Raw genomic sequence first — 16,975 nt, forward strand, 5'->3', positions numbered from 1 at the left:
GAGGCCGAGGCGGTGCCTGTGCTCGGGTGGTTGGCGTCGGTCACCGCGAAGGCGATGCCGGCCGTTGCCGTGTCGCCGTCGCCGTCGGTCACCGTGTAGGTGGCGCTGACCGCAACCGGACCGGAGCTGTTGTTGACCGACGCATCGGCCGTGAACGAGTAGGAGCCGTCCGCCTTCACCTGGATGGTGCCGGCGCCGATGTCGATCGGCTGCGAGTAGTGGGTGACGGGATCGAAGACCAGCGCGGTGCCGTTGATGTGCGTCACCGTTGCGCCGTYGGCGCCGGCGACGAAGTCCAGCGTGCCAGTCACCGTCGCGCCTTCGGCGACGTTCTGCGAGGCCTCGGCCGAAGCCGTCGGCGCATCGTCGACGATGTTGACGGAGAGCGTGCTGTTGGCACTCTGGYCGTCCATGTCGGTCAGCGTGACGTCGAAATTCTCGAACAGGCTGTTGGTGCCCTGAATCGGGTCGTGCGCMTCGTTGTCGACGAGCGTGTAAGTGTAGCTCACCTCGCCGGTCGCGGCATTGTAGGCCGTCACCGTGAGCGTGTTGCCGAGCGCCGTCGTGAAGGAACCGCCGGTAAACTGGCCATTGGTGATGAAGTCGTGTCCGCCGATGTTCAGCGAGGCGATGCCGTCGGGCGAATGGATGGTGAAGGTGCCGCCCTGGGTGGTGCTTTCCTTCGATGCGTCGGAACCGGCTGATTCGCCGGAGCCTCGGCCGGCCAAGAGGTCGTCCTCATTGACGACGACGTCGCCGCCATTGGCCTCGGGCGTGAGGTCGCTGATCTCCGGCGTCGAATTGCCGATCGAGATCGTCAGCGTGGTGTGCGAGGTGTCGCCGTCGCCGTCCTTGATCGTATAGGTGAAGACATCGTTGACGCCGCCGGGCGTGTTGGCGTCGCGCACATAGGTGTAGCTGCCGTCAGCGTGGAGCGTCAGCTTGCCGTAGGCGCCTTGGACCTGCACATCGAGTGTGCTCGCGTCGTCCAGATCGGCATTGGTCGTGCCCTTGGCAACGCCAACCACCTTCGCGCCGTYGGCCCCCTGGACGTCGGCGACACCGTCCGTCGTGTTGGTGTCGCCCGCATCGGTGCCGCCAAGCAGCACGTTGCCGGTAGCCGGGCCGAGCTGGCCGGCCGCTACGCTGTCGACGTCGGCGACCGCCGTCGGCACGTCGTCGATGATGGCGACGGCAAAAGTGGTGCTGGCCGTGTCGCCATCGGAATCGGTGACGGTGATGCTGAAATTGTCCGGAACCGTGTCGTTCTGGTCGTACCCGTCCGTATGTATGGGATGCGTGACCGATTCGGTGACGGTATAATTGTATTCGACGACCCCGGTGCTCGTGTTCAGCGAGACGATCGTGATATAGCCGAACTGGCCCTGGATCTGCTGTCCGACGGTAGTGACGGCAACGCCGTTGATAACGATCGATCCGATGCCGTCCGGCGCGTCGATGGTGATCGTTCCATTGCTCGACGTTTCCGCGTTGCTCGGCGCGTCGCTGCCCGGCGACTGTTGCGGCCCGCCGTTMAAGCCGGTTTCGCTGGCCGCCTCGGTCGGGCTGAGCAGCGACATCGCCACGACGGAAACGCCCCTGTCGACGAGCCCAGGGAACAGCTCGCGATGTTCCGGCTGCCCGAACGCCAGGTCCGTCGGCGGCAGCAGGGCGGTGAGGCCGAAGCCGTCGCCGATGCCGCCGGCGGGCTGTTCGAAATTGCCGCCCGCGCTGCTCGGCGAGCCGTTGCCGCCGGCCGAGATCGAGCCGTCGGCGCCGAAGGCGACATCGACATGGCTGGCCTCGAGCGCCGCGATCAGCGCCACGCGCGGCACCTCGACATCGCCCAGGATGAAGGTCGGCACGTTGAGCGCGCCGTCCTTGATGACGATCTCGGAACCGTCGGGCTGCTGAAGCACCAGATTGTGGCCGTCGACCTTGATGTTGTCGATCGAGACATTGGCCGGGAGCTTCACGACATTGCCGGCTTCGGCGTGATATTCATGCGGAACGTTAGCAGCCGCGGCATTTGCCGCCGGCGCGTTTGCGGCCGGTGCGTTTCCTTGGGCGGCATTGGAAGCCGCAGCGTTAGCAGGGGCATTCRCATCGGCTGCCGGCTGGTTCGCGGCCGGCGCATTGGCCGCGCCCTGCGCCGGCGCGCCGCTGCCGACATCGACCGGCACCGGCTCRCTCGCCGCCTGGCCGGTGGTCGCCTGCGCGACCTCGACACCCGTCGAGATATGATTTTCAGCGGTGCCCGTGTGCTCGTCCCAGGAATTTGAAACGGCGTCGAATTCGATATTGGTCGTCATAGCTAAAGCCCCTCCGGCATTTCCCGGAAAGAGACATGTCAGGCCCGGACTTTGCAACAGACCTTCAATCTATTTCATATACTGGAATATGTAGAGAATCGCATTTTTTACACTTGGTAAATCGCGATGATATATCCAGTTATGCATGATCTTAAGGAATGCCGGATCCGCTTCGGTGCGGCACGTTGGTTTGGTAAATGAAAGTATAAATTTGAATAAAAATTGATGGAAAATAGAATAGAGTGATTCGCGGAAATTTACCCACCTTCCTTTCCGATAATTTGAGACAAGATTGGTAGCGTCCACAGTCAAAGGTGGGCGTTATGAAAATACAAAAAGCAGCCCCGGGGATGACGGGGATCAGGGTTCTCTTGCTGGCGATCGGCCTTGCCGTTCAGGCAAATCCATCGTCCGCCGGCGTGGATTCAGGGGTGAATCCGGACCTGCAAAAGGTGCTTGCGCCGGCGAGCCTCGGCGGCGTTTCGCTGACCCGGACGCAGCCCTGGCAGCCGGCCGCGGCCTACCGGATCGCCGACGTCTCGACGGGATACACAGCGTCCCAGGAGGTTGAAACGCGCTCGACCGCCGCGGCCGATCCCGGCATCGACCCGATCCAGACCGCCGCGATCATTCCCGGTGTCTTCGGCTCCGTCGCCTTGTCGATGCGCAACTTTCCCGTCGCGGCGCGCTGGGCTCCCGTCTACAGGGCGATCGTCGATTGCACCGCCGGCAGCCCCTGCGACCACGAGAGCCCGGCTTTCGCCGAGATCGTCGACATTGYGGCGGCCAAGGGTTTTCGCGAGAAGCTGTCCTTCGTCAACTCAAGCATCAACCGCCTGATCGCCTATCGCAAGGACAGCGTCGTCTACGGCAAGCTCGACTATTGGGCGAAGCCCTCGGAAATCCTCGAGCATCGCGCCGGCGATTGCGAGGATTTCGCCATATTGAAGATGGCGGCGTTGCTCAGGGCCGGCATCCCGGCGCAGAGCATGTCGCTGGTGGTGCTCCAGGACCGCCGCCGCAAGTTCTTCCATGCCGTCCTGTCGGTAAGCACCGGAAGCGGCGCCTTCATCCTCGACAGCCTCGGCAACGCCGTCATGCGTGACAGCGATCTGCCCGACTATGTTCCGCTCTATTCCTTCAGCACCGATCGCGCCTGGATCCACGGGTCGAAGTCCGGCGCGCAAATGGCCGACATCGCCGGCGGCTTCGCGACGGTCGCTCCGGGCGAAGGATCGCCGGAACCGTCAGTGGCTTCCAGCTTGAGGCGGTAGCCTACAGCGGATCAGCCGTTGAAGACGAAGGCCATCAGCAGTTCCGGCTCGGTGACCGGCGCGCRCACGGCGCTGAGCTGGCCGCGATAGCGGCGCTCGCCGGCGCCGATGACGAAACCGCTGGTGACGGGAGTTTCGCTGTTGGCGTCGAGCCGGGCGAAGATATCGGGAACGTTGAGGTCAAGCGCCAGCTTCAAATCCTGCCGCCCATCTTCGCCGGGCGCGCTCGGCAACTGACGCCTGACCAGTTGCTGGAACGGCGTGTTGAACGCCAGGATCTTCTTCGACGACGACAGCGCGAATGCGGGCGAGGGGCAGGCGACCAGGATCGCGTTGATCGTGCGGATCGAAGCGAGTTTGCGCAGCTCCATGCTCTCCTCGGCAAGGCCGCGCATGCAGGCGACGCGGATCGCCGAGGTGAGGTTTCCCTGGTCGGGATGTTGTTCGGCGATCTCCTCGACCAGCATGCCGATCGTGCATTTGCGGCTTTCCGCCATGTGCTTCAGCGACACCCAGAAGGCGCGTTCCAGCCGGATGCCGCGACGCACGCCGCCGCGCGCCACGACGCGGAATTCCGGGCCGAAATCCTCGGCCGCGAGGGCCGGCAGCAGCCGTTCGCGCGGAGTGTCCGGGCGGATGGCGCTATCGCTCACTCATCGCCTCCTGGCGCGCCTTGTTGATGGGCTTCAAAAGATAGTTGAGGATCGTCTTGCGGCCGGTCTTGATGTCGACCGAGCAGATCATGCCGGGGATGATCGAATAGGTCTTGCCGTTCCTCGTCAGCGTCGACTTCTCGGTGGCGACGCGCACCTGGTAGTAGGGCTCGCCCGTCTTCTGGTCGACGAGGCTGTCGGCGGTGATGTTGGAGACCTTGCCCTCGATGCCGCCGAAGATCGAGAAATCATAGGCCGTGACCTTGATGAGCGCCTCCTGGTCCGGCTGGATGAAGGCGACGTCGCGCGGCGAAACCCGGGCCTCCACCAGCAGCGTCTCGGAGGTCGGCACGATGCCGGCCACCAYCGCGCCCGGCTGCACGAAGGCGCCGAGCGTGTTGACATCGAGCGTGTTGACGATGCCGTCGACCGGCGAGCGGATGTCGGTGCRCTCCACCTTGTCGGTGGCGCCGCGGATGGTCTCGTCGACCACGGAAAGATCGGCGAGCGCCTGCGTCAGGTCGCTCAACGCCTCCTGCTGCAATTGCAGGCCCAGTTCGTTCACCTGAAGCTGCGCCTCGGTGATCGCGGCCTTGCTCTTCTTGATGGTCTCGCCGGCCAGGTTGAGCTGGCCGTGCAGGTCCGTCTGCTCCCGCTCGACCCGGATCTGCTCAGTCTTGGCCATCAGGCCCTTCTTCACCATGGATTCGACGAGCGCCGTCTCCTGGTCGCTGACGGCCAGGCTCTTGGACAGGCGATCGGCATTGGCGGTGGCCTCGTCCAGCTCCTTCTCGCGCTGGTCGAGCCGCGATTTGAGAACCGACAGCTTGACCTCGAAATTGTCGCGGCGCGCGACGAGCAGCTTTTGCTCGTTGTCGCAGATCTCCGGCGCGACCTTCTGGATTTCCGCGGGGCAGGGGAACGACCCTTCGACATTGCCGCTCTGCTCGAACTGCAGCCGGRCGATGCGCGCCTGCAGCGCCCGCGCCTTGGCCTGCTCCTCGCCAAGGCTCGACGTGTTGCCCGAATTGTCGAGACGGATGATGAGATCGTTCTTCTTGACGGTCTGGCCGATCTGGACGGCGATCTCCTGCACCACRCCGGCCTCGCTGGCCTGGATGATCTGCGTCTTCGAGGCGGGTATCACCTTGCCTTCGCCGCGCGCGATCTCGTCCACCTCGGCAAAGGATGCCCATGCCGTGAAGCACACGAACAGCGCTCCGATGATGTAGACGGAGGCCGAGGCAAATAGAGGTGGCCGGTCTTCCCTTGCAAGCATGTCTATACGTTCCGGTCAGGCACTGCCCTTCTGCAGTGCCTGGATGACTTGTTCCTTCGGCCCGTCGGCGACGACGCGGCCCTGGTCGATGACGATGAGGCGGTCGGCAAGCTCCAGCATGCTGTAGCGATGGGTCGACACGATCAGCGTCGTGTCGCGGTCGAACGCCACCTTGAGCTGCTTGATCAACTGCCGTTCCGAAGCGAGGTCCATCGACCCCGACGGCTCGTCCAGGAAGACGATCTTCGGCTTGGTCAAAAGCAGCCGCGCGATCGCCACCGACTGCCTTTGCCCGCCCGACAGATTGGTGCCCCGCTCGCCGACATTCATGTCGTAGCCGCGCGGATGCCGCGAGACGAAGTCGTCGACGCCGGCGGCTTTCGCCGCATCGATGATCTCCTCGTCGGTCGCTTCCGGCGCCGCCATCAGGAGGTTCTCCTTGATGGTTCCCGAAAACAGGTCGCCKGCCTGCGCGACGATGCCGACCGCGGCGCGGACCTCCGAGGGGTGGTATTGGCGGATGTCGATGCCGTCGATGAGCAGCTCCCCCGACGTCGGCAGGAAGAGCCGGCCGATCAGCCGGCCCATCGTGGTCTTGCCGGAGCCGATGCGGCCGATGATGCCGACCCGCTCGCCGGGCCGGACCGCGATGTTGAGCCCGCTCAGAACCTCGTTTTCCGTGCCCGGATAGGCAAAACCGACATTCCTGAAGACGAGCGCGCCGCTGCGGATCGGCCGGTTGACGAAGCCGACCGTGTCGGGGCGATCCTCCGGCTGCGACATGATCGTGTTGATGATCCTGAGCGACAGCATCGCCTGCCGGAACCGGGCAAGCGTGATGGCGATCTGGCCGAGCGGCGCCACGGCGCGGCCGGCGAGCATCACGGTGCCGATGATGGCGCCGGTCGAGACCTGGCCTTCCGAGAACGCATAGGCGCCGGCAACCACCAGGGCGACGGTGACGAATTGCTGGATGGCGCCGGTGATGTTGCCGGCCGCCGCCGAGAGCTCCTTGATCTTCTCCGAGGTGTTGGCCGCGTTCTTCGAATGCTCGCCCCATTTGCGCAGGAGATAGGCTTCGGCGCGCAGCGACTTGATCGTCTCAAGCGTGGAAATGGACTCGACCAAAAGGGCCTGGCGCTGCGAGGCCTCGTTCATCGAGGCGGCGACCCGCTTGCCGATGCGCCGCTGCGTGACCAGCCCGACGATGACGGAGATGACGAAGGCCAGCGCCGGTATGATCACCAGCCAGCCGCCGATGGCGTAGATCACGGCCAGGAAGACGAAGACGAAGATCGTGTCGATGAAGACGCTGATCGTGTTCGAGGTGAAGAACTCGCGCACGAACTCGTATTGCGTGACCCGGTTTGCATATTCGCCCGTCGACCCGGGCCGCGCCGAAAGCGAGGAATTCAGCACTTTCTCGAACAGCAGATAGGAGATTCGCAGGTCCGCCTTGCGGCCGRCATAGTCGATCAGCGATGCCCTGGCCGTCTTCAGCAGCAGGTCGAACAGGATCGCCGCGCCGATGCCGAGCGCCAGCACCCAAAGCGTCGAGATCGCCTTGTTCGGCAGGATGCGGTCGTAGACGTTCATGGTGAAGATCGGCGAGGCGATCGCCAAGAGATTGATGAAGACCGCCGACAGCACCACCTTGGAATAGGTGCGCCAGAACGCCCCCATGGTGCCGGTCAGCCAGTGGCGCCTTTCGATCCGCGCGGCGGTGCCGACCGTCATCTCCTCGGCCTGGTTGGCATAGGTGATCGAAAAGGACGTGCCGCCGCTGATATAGTTTTCGGCGAGTTCCGCCCTGTCGATCGTGGTGCGGCCGTTCACCTGCGGCGCCGTAAGATATTGCCCGCCCTCGATTTCCGCCAGGAGAGCGACCGGCAACTGGCTGACGCGGAAGACGATCGCCGGAAGGTCGAAGCGGCCGCGCAGGAAATCGCGATGGCTGAAATCCTGGGCTTCCAGGCCGATGCGTTCGGCCAGATGGCGGATTTCCTCCGGTTCGATGCGGGTCTCCGAAATTGGCACGCCTGCAAACAACACTGTTTCCGCGCTCGGCCGGCCGAGATAGGCCGCAACGGCGCAGAAGCAGGCTTTGAAAGCCTCCTTGGGCGACAGGATATGAGGTTGCTGGTTCACGATCCGCCCCGAAGGACTGAGGGATCGATGCTTACATTAGCTACTTTTTCCTGACCGGCGCGAGGATGTCGAACGGCAGATCGTTCTTCTGCTCCGACGGCGTGCGCGCATAAGTCTCGGTATCGGCCGTAGCCGGCACACCGAATTCCTCACGGGCGTAGGCCGCGGACTGCTTGGCCGGCTGGATGTTGAGCGTCTTCAGCAATTCCCCGGTTGCGGCCAGCAGCCGGTACTGGGCAAACAGCGATGCGTAGGACGACGTGTCGGCCAGTGTCGCGGTGTTGAAGCGCGTGTTCTGGGCATCGAGCACGTCAAGCAGTGAGCGCTGTCCGACCTTGAACTGCTCGCGATAGGAAGCGACGAGCTTTTCGTTGGTGGCTGCCTGCTGGCGCAGTGTCTTTGCCAGTTCCGCCTGGCGGAAGCGGCGGTCCCATGACGTGCGCACGGCTTCCTCGATCTCGCGCAGCACCTGGTGCATCGCAAGACGCTGCTCGCTGGTGCGGCGGATYTGTTCCTGTTCGTTGGCCTTGTCGATGCCGCCGCGATAGAGGTTCCAGCGCAGCACCACCCGCGCCTGCAGGTCGCTCGCATCGCCATTGTCGCCATCGATGTCATAGCCGCCCCGGGCGACGCCCTCGGYGGTGATCGTGGGGCCGTATTTCGCCCGCGCCGCATCGACGAGCGAAGCGGCGGCGTCGATATCGCTGTTGGCCATAYGGACGCGCGGATTGTTCTGCCTGGCGAGCCCGATCGCATCGTCCAGCGACCGCGGCAGGGCGGCCGAGACATCGGCCGGCCGCGACGCGTTGGTCAGCGGCTTGCCGACATTCTTGAAGAAGCGGATCTTGGCCGCCTCGAGTTCTTCGGTTGCCTCCTGCATCCGCGCCTTGGCGGCAAAAAGGCGTTCCTCGGCCTGCTGCCGGTCGGCCTCGTTGAGCGCGCCGCCCGCAATGCCTTGCTTGATGTCGCCGAGGATGGACTGATGGAAGCCAAGGTTCTTCTTGGCTTCGGCCACGATCGAGGCCTGCAGCATGTATTCAAGATAGTCCTGGACCACCGCGAGCCCGATGAATTCGGACCGTTCCAGAACCCGGAAGGATGYTCCATCGACCCGCGAGGCCTGGCGGTTCAGTTCCGCCCGCCTTGCGCCGCTGTCATAAAGCGTCTGCGAGACGGTGAGGTCGGCCTCGTTGGGATAGAGGGCTTTGTGATCCTCGTCGAGCGCGCGCCTCGTATCATTGTCCAGGCGGCGAACGCCGGTCGACGCTTCCAGATCGACGCTGGGAAGATAAAGGCCTTTCGCCTGGCGCAGCTCGAATTCGATCGCTTCGCGGTTTTCGATCGCCTGTCCAATCTCCGGATTGGATTCCACTGCGACGGCAACGGCTTCTTTGAGTGTGAGTGYGCTGGCGCTTCCACAAGCCAGCATCGACACCGTGACGGCAAGCGCAAGGCTCCAGCCGACGGTCACTTTACCCGTCCTGGTCATTTCTACCCCGTGACTATCCCCGCGCCATTGTTTTTTTATTGGCGCTTATTTGCCCAAGCCTGCCACCGGAGCTTTCGACCAGTATCTATCAGATTTTTCGCGGTTGTGAGCATATAATGGATTAGACACCCCTTAAAATTGCAATTCCGGGCATTAGGGCCAAAACCTGTAGCAAAAATGGCACAGAAACCGAGTGCGTCCGTCTGGGCTTTTCCAGTTCAAAGCGCGCTGCAATGGTTAACGGTCTGAAAGAAACGGCGAATCGTGCGGCTGCCATGCACGAGCTCCCGCGAAATCTGCTGCGGCCTTGCAAAGCATTCGCAAGAAATCGCCATGTCGGGCTGGTTTGATTGGCAAACGCGGATCGTTCCCTGTATTGCGGGCCGGAGCAAAAAGCCGTGAGTTTTCTTGCATGACCAATATCGCCTTGACCGGACTTGCCCGCGATCTCGCCCGCCGCGCCGCCGAGGACAGGCCGGTGCGCATCGGCGTCATCGGCTCCGGCGAGATGGGGACCGATCTGGTGACGCAGGGCATGCTGATGCCGGGCATCTCGATCACGGCCATTTCCACGCGGCGCCCGCACACCGCCCGCGAGGCGATCCGCATCGCCTATGGCGACGAGGCGTCGGCGGTAGAGGCTGAAACCGCTTCCAAGGTCACCCAGGCGATCGAAGCCGGCAGGATCGCCATCACCTCGAACGAGATGCTGGTCACCAACCCGCTGATCGACGTCGTCATCGACGCCACCGGCAAGCCGGGGGTCGCCGCCGATTTCGACTTGATGGCCATGGAGCATGGCAAGCATCTGGTGATGATGAATGTCGAGGCCGACGTGACCATCGGCTGCTACCYGAAACAGCAGGCCGACCGGTTGGGGGTTATCTACTCCGTCGGCGCCGGCGACGAACCTTCGAGCTGCATGGAGCTGATCGAATTTGCCTCGGCGCTCGGGCTGAGCATCGTCGCTGCCGGCAAGGGCAAGAACAATCCGCTCAACCATGACGCCGTTCCGGACGATTACCGGGAGGAGGCTGCCCGACGCAACATGAACCCGCGCATGCTGGTCGAGTTCGTCGACGGCTCGAAGACCATGGTCGAGATGTGCGCCATCGCCAACGCCACCGGCCTGGTCCCGGATGTTCCCGGCATGCACGGTCCAAAGGCTGATCGCGATCAACTGGCCAGGGTGCTGATCCCGAAAGAGGATGGTGGCCTCCTGTCGAGGAAAGGCGTCGTCGACTACACGATCGGCAAGGGGGTGGCGCCAGGCGTCTTCGTCATTGTCGAGGCGATGCACCCGCGCGTCGTCGAGCGCATGGACGATCTGCATGTCGGCAAGGSCCCTTATTACGGCCTGTTCCGACCCTATCACCTGACCTCGCTGGAGGTGCCGCTCACCGCCGCCCGTATCATGCTCCATGGCAAGCCCGACATGGTGCCTCTGCCGAGGCCGGTGGCGGAAGTCTGCGCGGTCGCCAAGCRTGATCTCGCCGCCGGCGAGACCTTCGATGCCATCGGCGAGACCTGCTACCGCTCCTGGACCATGACGATCGCCGATGCGCGGACGAGCCGCGCCGTGCCGGTCGGCTTGCTCGAAGGCGGTAAGGCGCTGAAGCCGGTGAAGAAGGGCGAGTTGCTGACCGAGGACAATGCCGCGCCGGACYGGACAACGAGGCTCTACGCCCTGCGCCGGCTGCAGGACGACATGCTCTACGGAGCGAAGATCGGTTCGCCAGCCCTGTCGGGCTGAACCGCGTCTAGAGCGTTTCACCGTTTCGCGGAAACGGCGAACCGTTCTATCTCTTTGTTTCTACGCAATTCCGGACGGAAAACCGCTCACGCTTTTCCTGGAATTGCTCTATTTGCGCAGCTCCGCCTCGATCTCGTCCAGCGCCTTGTCCTTGCCGATGCCGGTGAGGAAAGCGAGCCCCTTGATCACGGGCTTTTTCACGGATGCCGAGATCGGCGTGGTGGCGACGATAAAGTCGACGCTGTCGGCCAGTCCGGGCACTTCCGTGGCCTTGGCCTGCTGCGCATGAAAGGTCAGGCCGCGCTTCTTCATCGCTTCCGTCACCGCTGCATTGACCGCCGTCGAGGTCGCGACACCCGTGCCGCAGGCAAAAAGAATGGTTTTCTGTCTGGACATGTTCTTTCCTTTGTCAGCCGAGAATGGCGCGGACGTCCTCGAAGGTCGTGGCCGTCCTCAAGCCATCCAGCGCCGCGGAGTTCTGGATGGTGGCCATGACGGTCTGCAGCGTGTCAATCTGCTTGTCCTTGTCGTTGATGGCAAGCAGGAAGACGAAGCCCACCGGCAGCTTCTCGTCGGGATCTTCCATATTGGCGAAGGGGACGGGCCGCTTGAGTGTGCCCATCGCGACGCCCGGTTTCAGCACATGTTCGGGGTCGGTATGCGGAACGGCGACATTGTCGGCGCGCTCCAGCGGCAGGCCTGTCGGTATCGTCATCTCGCGCCGCACGACAGCGTCGGCGTAGCTGCTCTTGACGTAGCCCAGCGCCTCCAGCCTGGAGGCCAGGATGCGGATGATCTCCTCGTTGGTCGAGGCATCGGAGCCGAGGACGACCGCCTCGGGGTCCAGCAGTTGGATCAGGCCATTCGACAAGGGCTACTCCATTCGATGCGGACCGTGCGCCCCGCAATATCGGTTTCGGGGAGCACGGTCGTGTCAGGTCAGGCCTGGCCGGCTCAGGCCGCGCCTTCGGCCGGCTCGTCCTCGGCGCCGGCGGCGCGTTCCCAGCCGAGCGGGTTGCGGCGGTAGAACAGGAACAGCGCCGCGATGATCGCCGCGATGGCGACGATGCCGATCACGCCGAGCCCCTGGATCGCTTCGATGATCACATAGGGAACCCAGAGGAAGCCGTCGACCACCGAGGTGATCTGCAGCGCATCCGCCGGCAGCTTGAAGCCGGAAGCGACGGCCGCGCTCGTGAACAGCGGCGCCAGTGCGTTGGCGACGTAGAAGCCGACAGCGAGCGTCACCGTGCCGATCACCACCATGCGGAAGACGTTACCCCTGACCAGCGGCGCGGTCATCGCGACGATGAAGGGGATGACGGCAAGGTCGGCGAACAGGATGACGCGGTTGCCTGGCAGGATGATCGACAGGATGATCGCGATCGGCACCAGGATCAGCGACGACGAGATCGCCGCCGGATGGCCGATCAGGATGGCGGAGTCGAGCCCGACCAACAGCTCGCGGTCGCCGGTGCGCTTGCGCACGAATTCCTGCGCGGCATCCGAAACCGGGAGCAGGCCTTCCATCAGGATCTTCACCATGCGCGGCAGAAGCAGCATCACCGCCGCCAGCGTCATGCCGGTGCCGAGCACCTTGGCCAGCACCGTGCCGAGGTCGCCGGCGTTGTAGAAGGCGATGAGGCCGAGCACCAGGCCGATGATCAGCCCGAGTATCACCGGCTCGCCGAAGACGCCGAAGCGGCGCTCGATGGTCTCGGTGCTGATGTTGATGCGGTTGATCCCCGGGATGCGATCCATGATCCAGTTGAGGACGATGGCGATCGGCAGGATCTGCGCCGAGGCGAGATGCGGCACCGAAATGCCGGGCACGCCGTAGAACTGCTGCACCGCGCGCGCCGACCAGTCGGCGAAGAGCAGGGCAAGCGCCGCGACAAGCGCGGCGATGATGATGCCGTAAGCCAGGTTGTTGGTGGCGGCGACCACCAGCGAGCCGACGAAGGCGAAGTGCCAGAAATTCCAGACGTCGACATTGAGCGTGCGTGTCATGCGCGTCAGCAGGAGCGCGATGTTGACCAGGATGCCGACCGGAATGACCMAGAGGCCGACGGACGAGCCGAAGGCGATCGCGGCGGCGGACGGCCAGCCGACATCGATGATGTCGCGATGGATGCCGGTGTTGGTGACGATCGCCTTCGCGACGTCGCCGATCGAGGTGAACATCAGGYCGAGCACGAGGTTGATGCCGATGAAGGCGACGCCGATGGTGATGGCGGCGCGGAAAGCCTTGCTGACCTTGGCTCCAAGGACCACGGCGATAATGAAAATGACGATCGGCAAGAGCACGGTGGCGCCGAGCGTGTCGATGGCGCCTTTTAAGCCTGCAAGTATGGTGTCCATTCTACCTCCCCAGGGACATCGGCTTCGGCCCGAAGCGTGATGATGCCCGCAATTCAATGACGCCTCGGCCTTTCCGGCGGAGGCACTCCCCACTCGCCGACGAGGCAGGCATGTTCAGTCGGACGAATGAACATTTGCTTTTGTCAGCGAACGAAAGTTTTATCTGGGTGGCCTATGCCAAAGTCAATCGGCAATCCTTGGGCCAAAGGGAAACCCACCGATTGTTTGGGGAAATCGGGCGTTTCACCGTTTTACGGAAACGGCGAAACGCCCTATCTCTTAGTTTTTACGCAATTCCAGACGGAAAACCGCTCACACTTTTCCTGGAATTGCTCTTAGCCGGCATGGCAGTCGTCGATCCGGCCTGGTGGATTTGGCGCATGCCGGGCCGGGCTGTTCGTCGGATCGGGTAGGGCGCTACTTGCCGAGCTCTATCGACCGCAGCCGCGCCGCTTCCACGGCCTCGGTAACCAGCTTGGTCAGGCGGTCGCCGCCCATCAGCACGCCAAGCGCGGCGGCGGTGGTGCCGTTGGGGCTGGTCACCTGCTGGCGCAGCACGCCCGGCTCCTCGTCTGCTTCCGCGGCGAGCGAAGCGGCGCCGAAGACGGTCTGCAAGGCAAGCAGCTTGGCGGTCTCGGCCGGCAGGCCGGCCTTCTCGGCCGCAACCGTCAGCGCCTCGATGAAGTGGAAGACATAGGCCGGGCCGGAGCCGGAGACGGCCGTCACCGCGTCCATGAGGCCCTCRTCGTCGATCGCCGTCACGACGCCGCTGGCCGAAAGCAGTTCGGCAACGAAGCGCCGGACGTCGTCGGAGACCAGCGGGTTGGAAAACACCACCATCATGCCTTTGCCGATCGCCGCCGGCGTGTTCGGCATGCAGCGGATGACCGGCGCGAGYTCGCCCAGGATTTCCTCGAAGGTGGCGACCGGCGTACCGGCGGCAATGCTGAGAAAACTGGTCCTGCCGTCGCCGAAGCGTTTGTACTGCGCCGTCACCTCGCGGATCACCTGCGRCTTCACGGCGATGACGACGAGATCGGGCACGGCATTGGCCGGGATGGCWGAAGCCTCCGCCGCGGTCCGRCAGCCGAGATGTTCGGCGCGCTGGCRCAATTCGGCATTKGGTTCGACCACGAACACCGCTTGCGGTTCGAGCTTGGCGGATTTCAGCCAGCCCGAGAGCATGGCGTAACCCATATTGCCGCAACCGGCGAGAACCAGCCTGATCGTCATGAAAACCTCCGAGAAGAAGGTTTCCTTAGACAATTGCGGAGCACAGGAAAAGTCCAGCTGCGAGACATCGACTGTCCAGGATTAGAGCATGGTCCCGAAAAGTGGGAACCGGTTTTCGGAGAAGATCATGCTCCAACAAAGAACTAGATCAGGATGGCGGTTCAACGAAACGTCATCCTGATCTAGTGGGAGACGCGAACCGGGATCGGCCGCAGCGAGACTTGTCTCAGGCCCAGCACGCCCAGCACGAAGAACAGCCAGACGGGATCGCCGCGGTGGAAGAAGAAGCTTTCCAGGAAAGCGTTCAGTGCCRTGAACAGCACCACCATCATGAAGAAGTCGCCAAGGAAGATGTTTTCCTTGCGCGCCGGGATGCGCAYGTAATCGCGCAAGGGCGCGATCAGGAAGGTGTAGACGGCGACGCACAGCGCCGGGATGCCCATCAGCACGGCGATGTCGAGATAGCCGTCATGGCCGTGCACAATGGTGCGGATGTCCCAGGGGCGGTCGAAGGGCTGGTCCTGGTTGAGCAGCAGCGGTGTCCCCCAGAAGCTTTCGTAGCCGTAGCCGGTCCATGGCTTCTTCGCCAACATCTCGCTGGCGAACTCCCAAAGCGTCGTGCGTCCCGTATAGGTGAGGTCGGGGAAATAGATCGCCGCCAGATGTTTCACCGGCGCGATGAAGACGATGCCGAGCGTGCCGACAGCGGTCGCGACGATCGCCAACGCGAACAGGATCGGCGTGCCGAGGCGCATGCCGATGAGGCTGGGCAGCACGACGATCATGATCGAGAACGGCACCAGCCCGGCCGTTGTCTTGGAGCCGGTGTGGAGCATGAAGATCATCGCCGCGCAGAAGATGCCGGCGCCCCACCAGCGCTGGCCGCGCCGGAACAGATAGAGCCCGGCGAAGCTGAAGCAGGCCATGACCGGCCCGGCGATGTTCTTGTGGGTGAAGAYGCCGCGCCACAGGCCCGCATGCTCCGGCTCCTGCGAGTCGGCGGTGTGCAGCGCCTCATGCGGGAAGACGACCAGGCCGATATAGGAAAGGCCGATCACCACGACGGCGGTGAAGATGATCACGCGGGCGAAGGAGTCGGCGTCGCGCGGCAGCACCAGGATCGTCGCCATGGTGATGATGCCGATCATGGTGAAGGAGGCGGCGCGCATCGCCGCGGGCGGATCGGTCGCCAGCACCACCGACAGGAAGAAGAACCCGAGCATCAGCGCCCAGGAGGGGCTGACCAGCGAGCGCACCACGCGCGGGTCGGCGAAGGCGAGCAGCGAGAAGATGGAGATCGCGCCGAGCGAGCCGAAGCCGAGCTGGTTGACGATGTCGCCGCCATCGYCGGTCAGTTCCGCGCCCGCCGGCTGGAAGGGCCGGAACGAGATCATGATGACGGTGAACAAGAGCGCGGCGACAGCCGTCGCCACACCTTGCCTGGCGAAGGCGGCGCCGAGCGGCGCGCGCTCAATTCTTCTCAGGCTGCCGGTACTGCTCATTGGCATATCCGAATTCGGCGAGCACCCGGCCGAGCGCGACATAGACCGGGTAGAGGCTAGTCGTCAGCGAGCCGGTGCGCGCCAGCCGGACGGCGCCACGCAACGGCGAAGCGGCGAGTAGCGCCAGGCTTTTGAGGAACACTTTAAGGCCGGCAAACGGCGTGCCGGCCCGCTTCTTCTTTTCGACAAGCGTCGAGATCACGCCGTTGCGCAAGGATCGGGCGCGGATCCAGTCGGCCTCGACGCGCCTGGCCGGCACCGTCTCCTTGACCTTTGCCTCGGCGCACCAGCCGAGCACGAAACCTTTCTGCGCGGAGCGGCTGAGGAAGTCGGAATCGCCACCGCCCATGAAATTGAACCTGAGATCGAGGAAGGGCGGTCCCATTGCCTTCAGCACGTTGCGCCCGACCAGCAGATTGCCGGACGAGTAAAGCGCCGGCACACGGCCCGTTTCCCGATAGGGCGGCGCGAACACTGGATGCTCGGCCCATCGCACATGCGAGGCATCGGCGAAGATGGGCACCTGAGGACCGCCCACAATGTCGGCGTCAAGGGTCTCGGCAGCCTTGCACATGCGCTCCAGCCAGTCGGGCTCGGCGATCTCGTCGTCGTCGATGACCAGAAGGTGCTTGAAGTTGGGAAACTGCAGGATCGCCGTCTGCCAGCCGGCATTGTAGGCGCTGCAATTGCCGCGCTCATGCGCGATGATCACCAGGCCGGGCATCTCGCCGCTTTCGAACAGCGGCAGCGCCGCCTTGGCGCCCTCGCGCGCCTCGGCCTCGTTTTCCATGACGATGACGGCGAAGCGCCTGTCGGTCCGCTGCGCCTTGAGCGAGGCCAGGGTTTCCAGCACCTGCTTGGGCCGCTTGAAGGTCGGCAGCGTCACGACCGCCTCGACGGTCTCGGCGGCGAGCCCCGGCGACCGTCCCGCGATCGATACAGAAGCGTCGGACGGCAAAGCGATCATCCGT

At 63.8% G+C, this 16,975-nt stretch carries 14 protein-coding genes; 3 read left to right on the forward strand and 11 right to left on the reverse strand.

Going from position 1 to position 16,975, the window contains the following annotated elements; genetic code table 11:
• A partial coding sequence (locus tag LCM4576_RS13100; protein ID WP_198540243.1) for an Ig-like domain-containing protein occupies positions 1 to 2,312 on the reverse strand: 2,312 nt, incomplete at its 3' end.
• Between the two features lie 350 nt (positions 2,313 to 2,662).
• Here LCM4576_RS13100 and LCM4576_RS13105 point away from each other — a divergent pair.
• Positions 2,663 to 3,586 carry a transglutaminase-like cysteine peptidase gene (locus tag LCM4576_RS13105; protein WP_320411854.1) on the forward strand — a complete coding sequence of 308 codons (924 nt, stop codon included), beginning with the start codon at positions 2,663 to 2,665 and terminating at the stop codon, positions 3,584 to 3,586.
• A gap of 11 nt (positions 3,587 to 3,597) precedes the next feature.
• Here the strand turns inward: LCM4576_RS13105 and LCM4576_RS13110 are convergent, their stop codons facing one another.
• The 4 genes from LCM4576_RS13110 to LCM4576_RS13125 are packed head-to-tail and all read right to left on the reverse strand — an operon-like array spanning position 3,598 to position 9,155.
• Positions 3,598 to 4,239: a ribbon-helix-helix domain-containing protein gene (locus LCM4576_RS13110; protein ID WP_071032481.1), complete on the reverse strand. Its 642-nt coding sequence runs from the start codon at positions 4,237 to 4,239 to the stop codon at positions 3,598 to 3,600.
• Complete coding sequence (locus LCM4576_RS13115; RefSeq protein WP_071032482.1) at positions 4,229 to 5,518, reverse strand: HlyD family type I secretion periplasmic adaptor subunit; 1,290 nt, start codon at positions 5,516 to 5,518, stop codon at positions 4,229 to 4,231. Before LCM4576_RS13115 ends, LCM4576_RS13110 begins: the two co-directional genes overlap by 11 nt.
• 15 nt (positions 5,519 to 5,533) lie before the next feature.
• Positions 5,534 to 7,666 carry a type I secretion system permease/ATPase gene (locus tag LCM4576_RS13120; RefSeq protein ID WP_071032483.1) on the reverse strand — a complete coding sequence of 711 codons (2,133 nt, stop codon included), beginning with the start codon at positions 7,664 to 7,666 and terminating at the stop codon, positions 5,534 to 5,536.
• A 40-nt stretch (positions 7,667 to 7,706) separates the two neighbouring features.
• Positions 7,707 to 9,155 carry a TolC family protein gene (locus tag LCM4576_RS13125; protein WP_083361389.1) on the reverse strand — a complete coding sequence of 483 codons (1,449 nt, stop codon included), beginning with the start codon at positions 9,153 to 9,155 and terminating at the stop codon, positions 7,707 to 7,709.
• A gap of 412 nt (positions 9,156 to 9,567) precedes the next feature.
• Here LCM4576_RS13125 and LCM4576_RS13130 point away from each other — a divergent pair, with 412 nt between their 5' ends.
• Positions 9,568 to 10,908: an NAD(P)H-dependent oxidoreductase gene (locus LCM4576_RS13130; protein ID WP_071032484.1), complete on the forward strand. Its 1,341-nt coding sequence runs from the start codon at positions 9,568 to 9,570 to the stop codon at positions 10,906 to 10,908.
• A 108-nt stretch (positions 10,909 to 11,016) separates the two neighbouring features.
• Here LCM4576_RS13130 and LCM4576_RS13135 read toward each other — a convergent pair whose 3' ends face one another.
• From LCM4576_RS13135 to LCM4576_RS13145, 3 genes are all read right to left on the reverse strand, one after another.
• Positions 11,017 to 11,304: a PTS sugar transporter subunit IIB gene (locus tag LCM4576_RS13135; RefSeq protein ID WP_040988125.1), complete on the reverse strand. Its 288-nt coding sequence runs from the start codon at positions 11,302 to 11,304 to the stop codon at positions 11,017 to 11,019.
• 13 nt (positions 11,305 to 11,317) lie between these two features.
• A complete protein-coding gene (locus tag LCM4576_RS13140; RefSeq protein ID WP_071032485.1) occupies positions 11,318 to 11,779 on the reverse strand; it encodes a PTS sugar transporter subunit IIA in 462 nt (153 codons plus the stop codon).
• An 83-nt stretch (positions 11,780 to 11,862) separates the two neighbouring features.
• Positions 11,863 to 13,269: a PTS galactitol transporter subunit IIC gene (locus LCM4576_RS13145; RefSeq protein WP_071032486.1), complete on the reverse strand. Its 1,407-nt coding sequence runs from the start codon at positions 13,267 to 13,269 to the stop codon at positions 11,863 to 11,865.
• A gap of 110 nt (positions 13,270 to 13,379) precedes the next feature.
• Here LCM4576_RS13145 and LCM4576_RS36295 point away from each other — a divergent pair, with 110 nt between their 5' ends.
• Entirely contained in the window at positions 13,380 to 13,682 is a 303-nt protein-coding gene (locus LCM4576_RS36295; RefSeq protein ID WP_131803247.1) for a hypothetical protein, read from the forward strand.
• A gap of 4 nt (positions 13,683 to 13,686) precedes the next feature.
• Here LCM4576_RS36295 and proC read toward each other — a convergent pair whose 3' ends face one another.
• From proC to LCM4576_RS13160, 3 genes are all read right to left on the reverse strand, one after another.
• Positions 13,687 to 14,502 carry a pyrroline-5-carboxylate reductase gene (proC, locus tag LCM4576_RS13150; protein WP_071033121.1) on the reverse strand — a complete coding sequence of 272 codons (816 nt, stop codon included), beginning with the start codon at positions 14,500 to 14,502 and terminating at the stop codon, positions 13,687 to 13,689.
• Between the two features lie 182 nt (positions 14,503 to 14,684).
• On the reverse strand, positions 14,685 to 16,004 hold the full coding sequence (locus LCM4576_RS13155) for an O-antigen ligase (RefSeq protein WP_071032487.1): 1,320 nt from the start codon (positions 16,002 to 16,004) through the stop codon (positions 14,685 to 14,687).
• Entirely contained in the window at positions 15,973 to 16,971 is a 999-nt protein-coding gene (locus LCM4576_RS13160) for a glycosyltransferase family 2 protein (protein ID WP_071032488.1), read from the reverse strand. The genes LCM4576_RS13155 and LCM4576_RS13160 overlap by 32 nt, the downstream gene beginning before the upstream one ends.
• Positions 16,972 to 16,975: the final 4 nt, after the last annotated feature.

This window comes from Mesorhizobium sp. LCM 4576, assembly GCF_001854815.1.
Classification (GTDB): domain Bacteria; phylum Pseudomonadota; class Alphaproteobacteria; order Rhizobiales; family Rhizobiaceae; genus Mesorhizobium; species Mesorhizobium plurifarium.

Bases quoted from the DNA above. Each gene is read 5' to 3' on its own strand.
- LCM4576_RS36295 (WP_131803247.1), top strand. From the start codon at position 13,380: ATGTTCAGTCGGACGAATGAACATTTGCTTTTGTCAGCGAACGAAAGT.
- LCM4576_RS13135 (WP_040988125.1), bottom strand. From the start codon at position 11,304: ATGTCCAGACAGAAAACCATTCTTTTTGCCTGCGGCACGGGTGTCGCG.
- LCM4576_RS13160 (WP_071032488.1), bottom strand. From the start codon at position 16,971: ATGATCGCTTTGCCGTCCGACGCTTCTGTATCGATCGCGGGACGGTCG.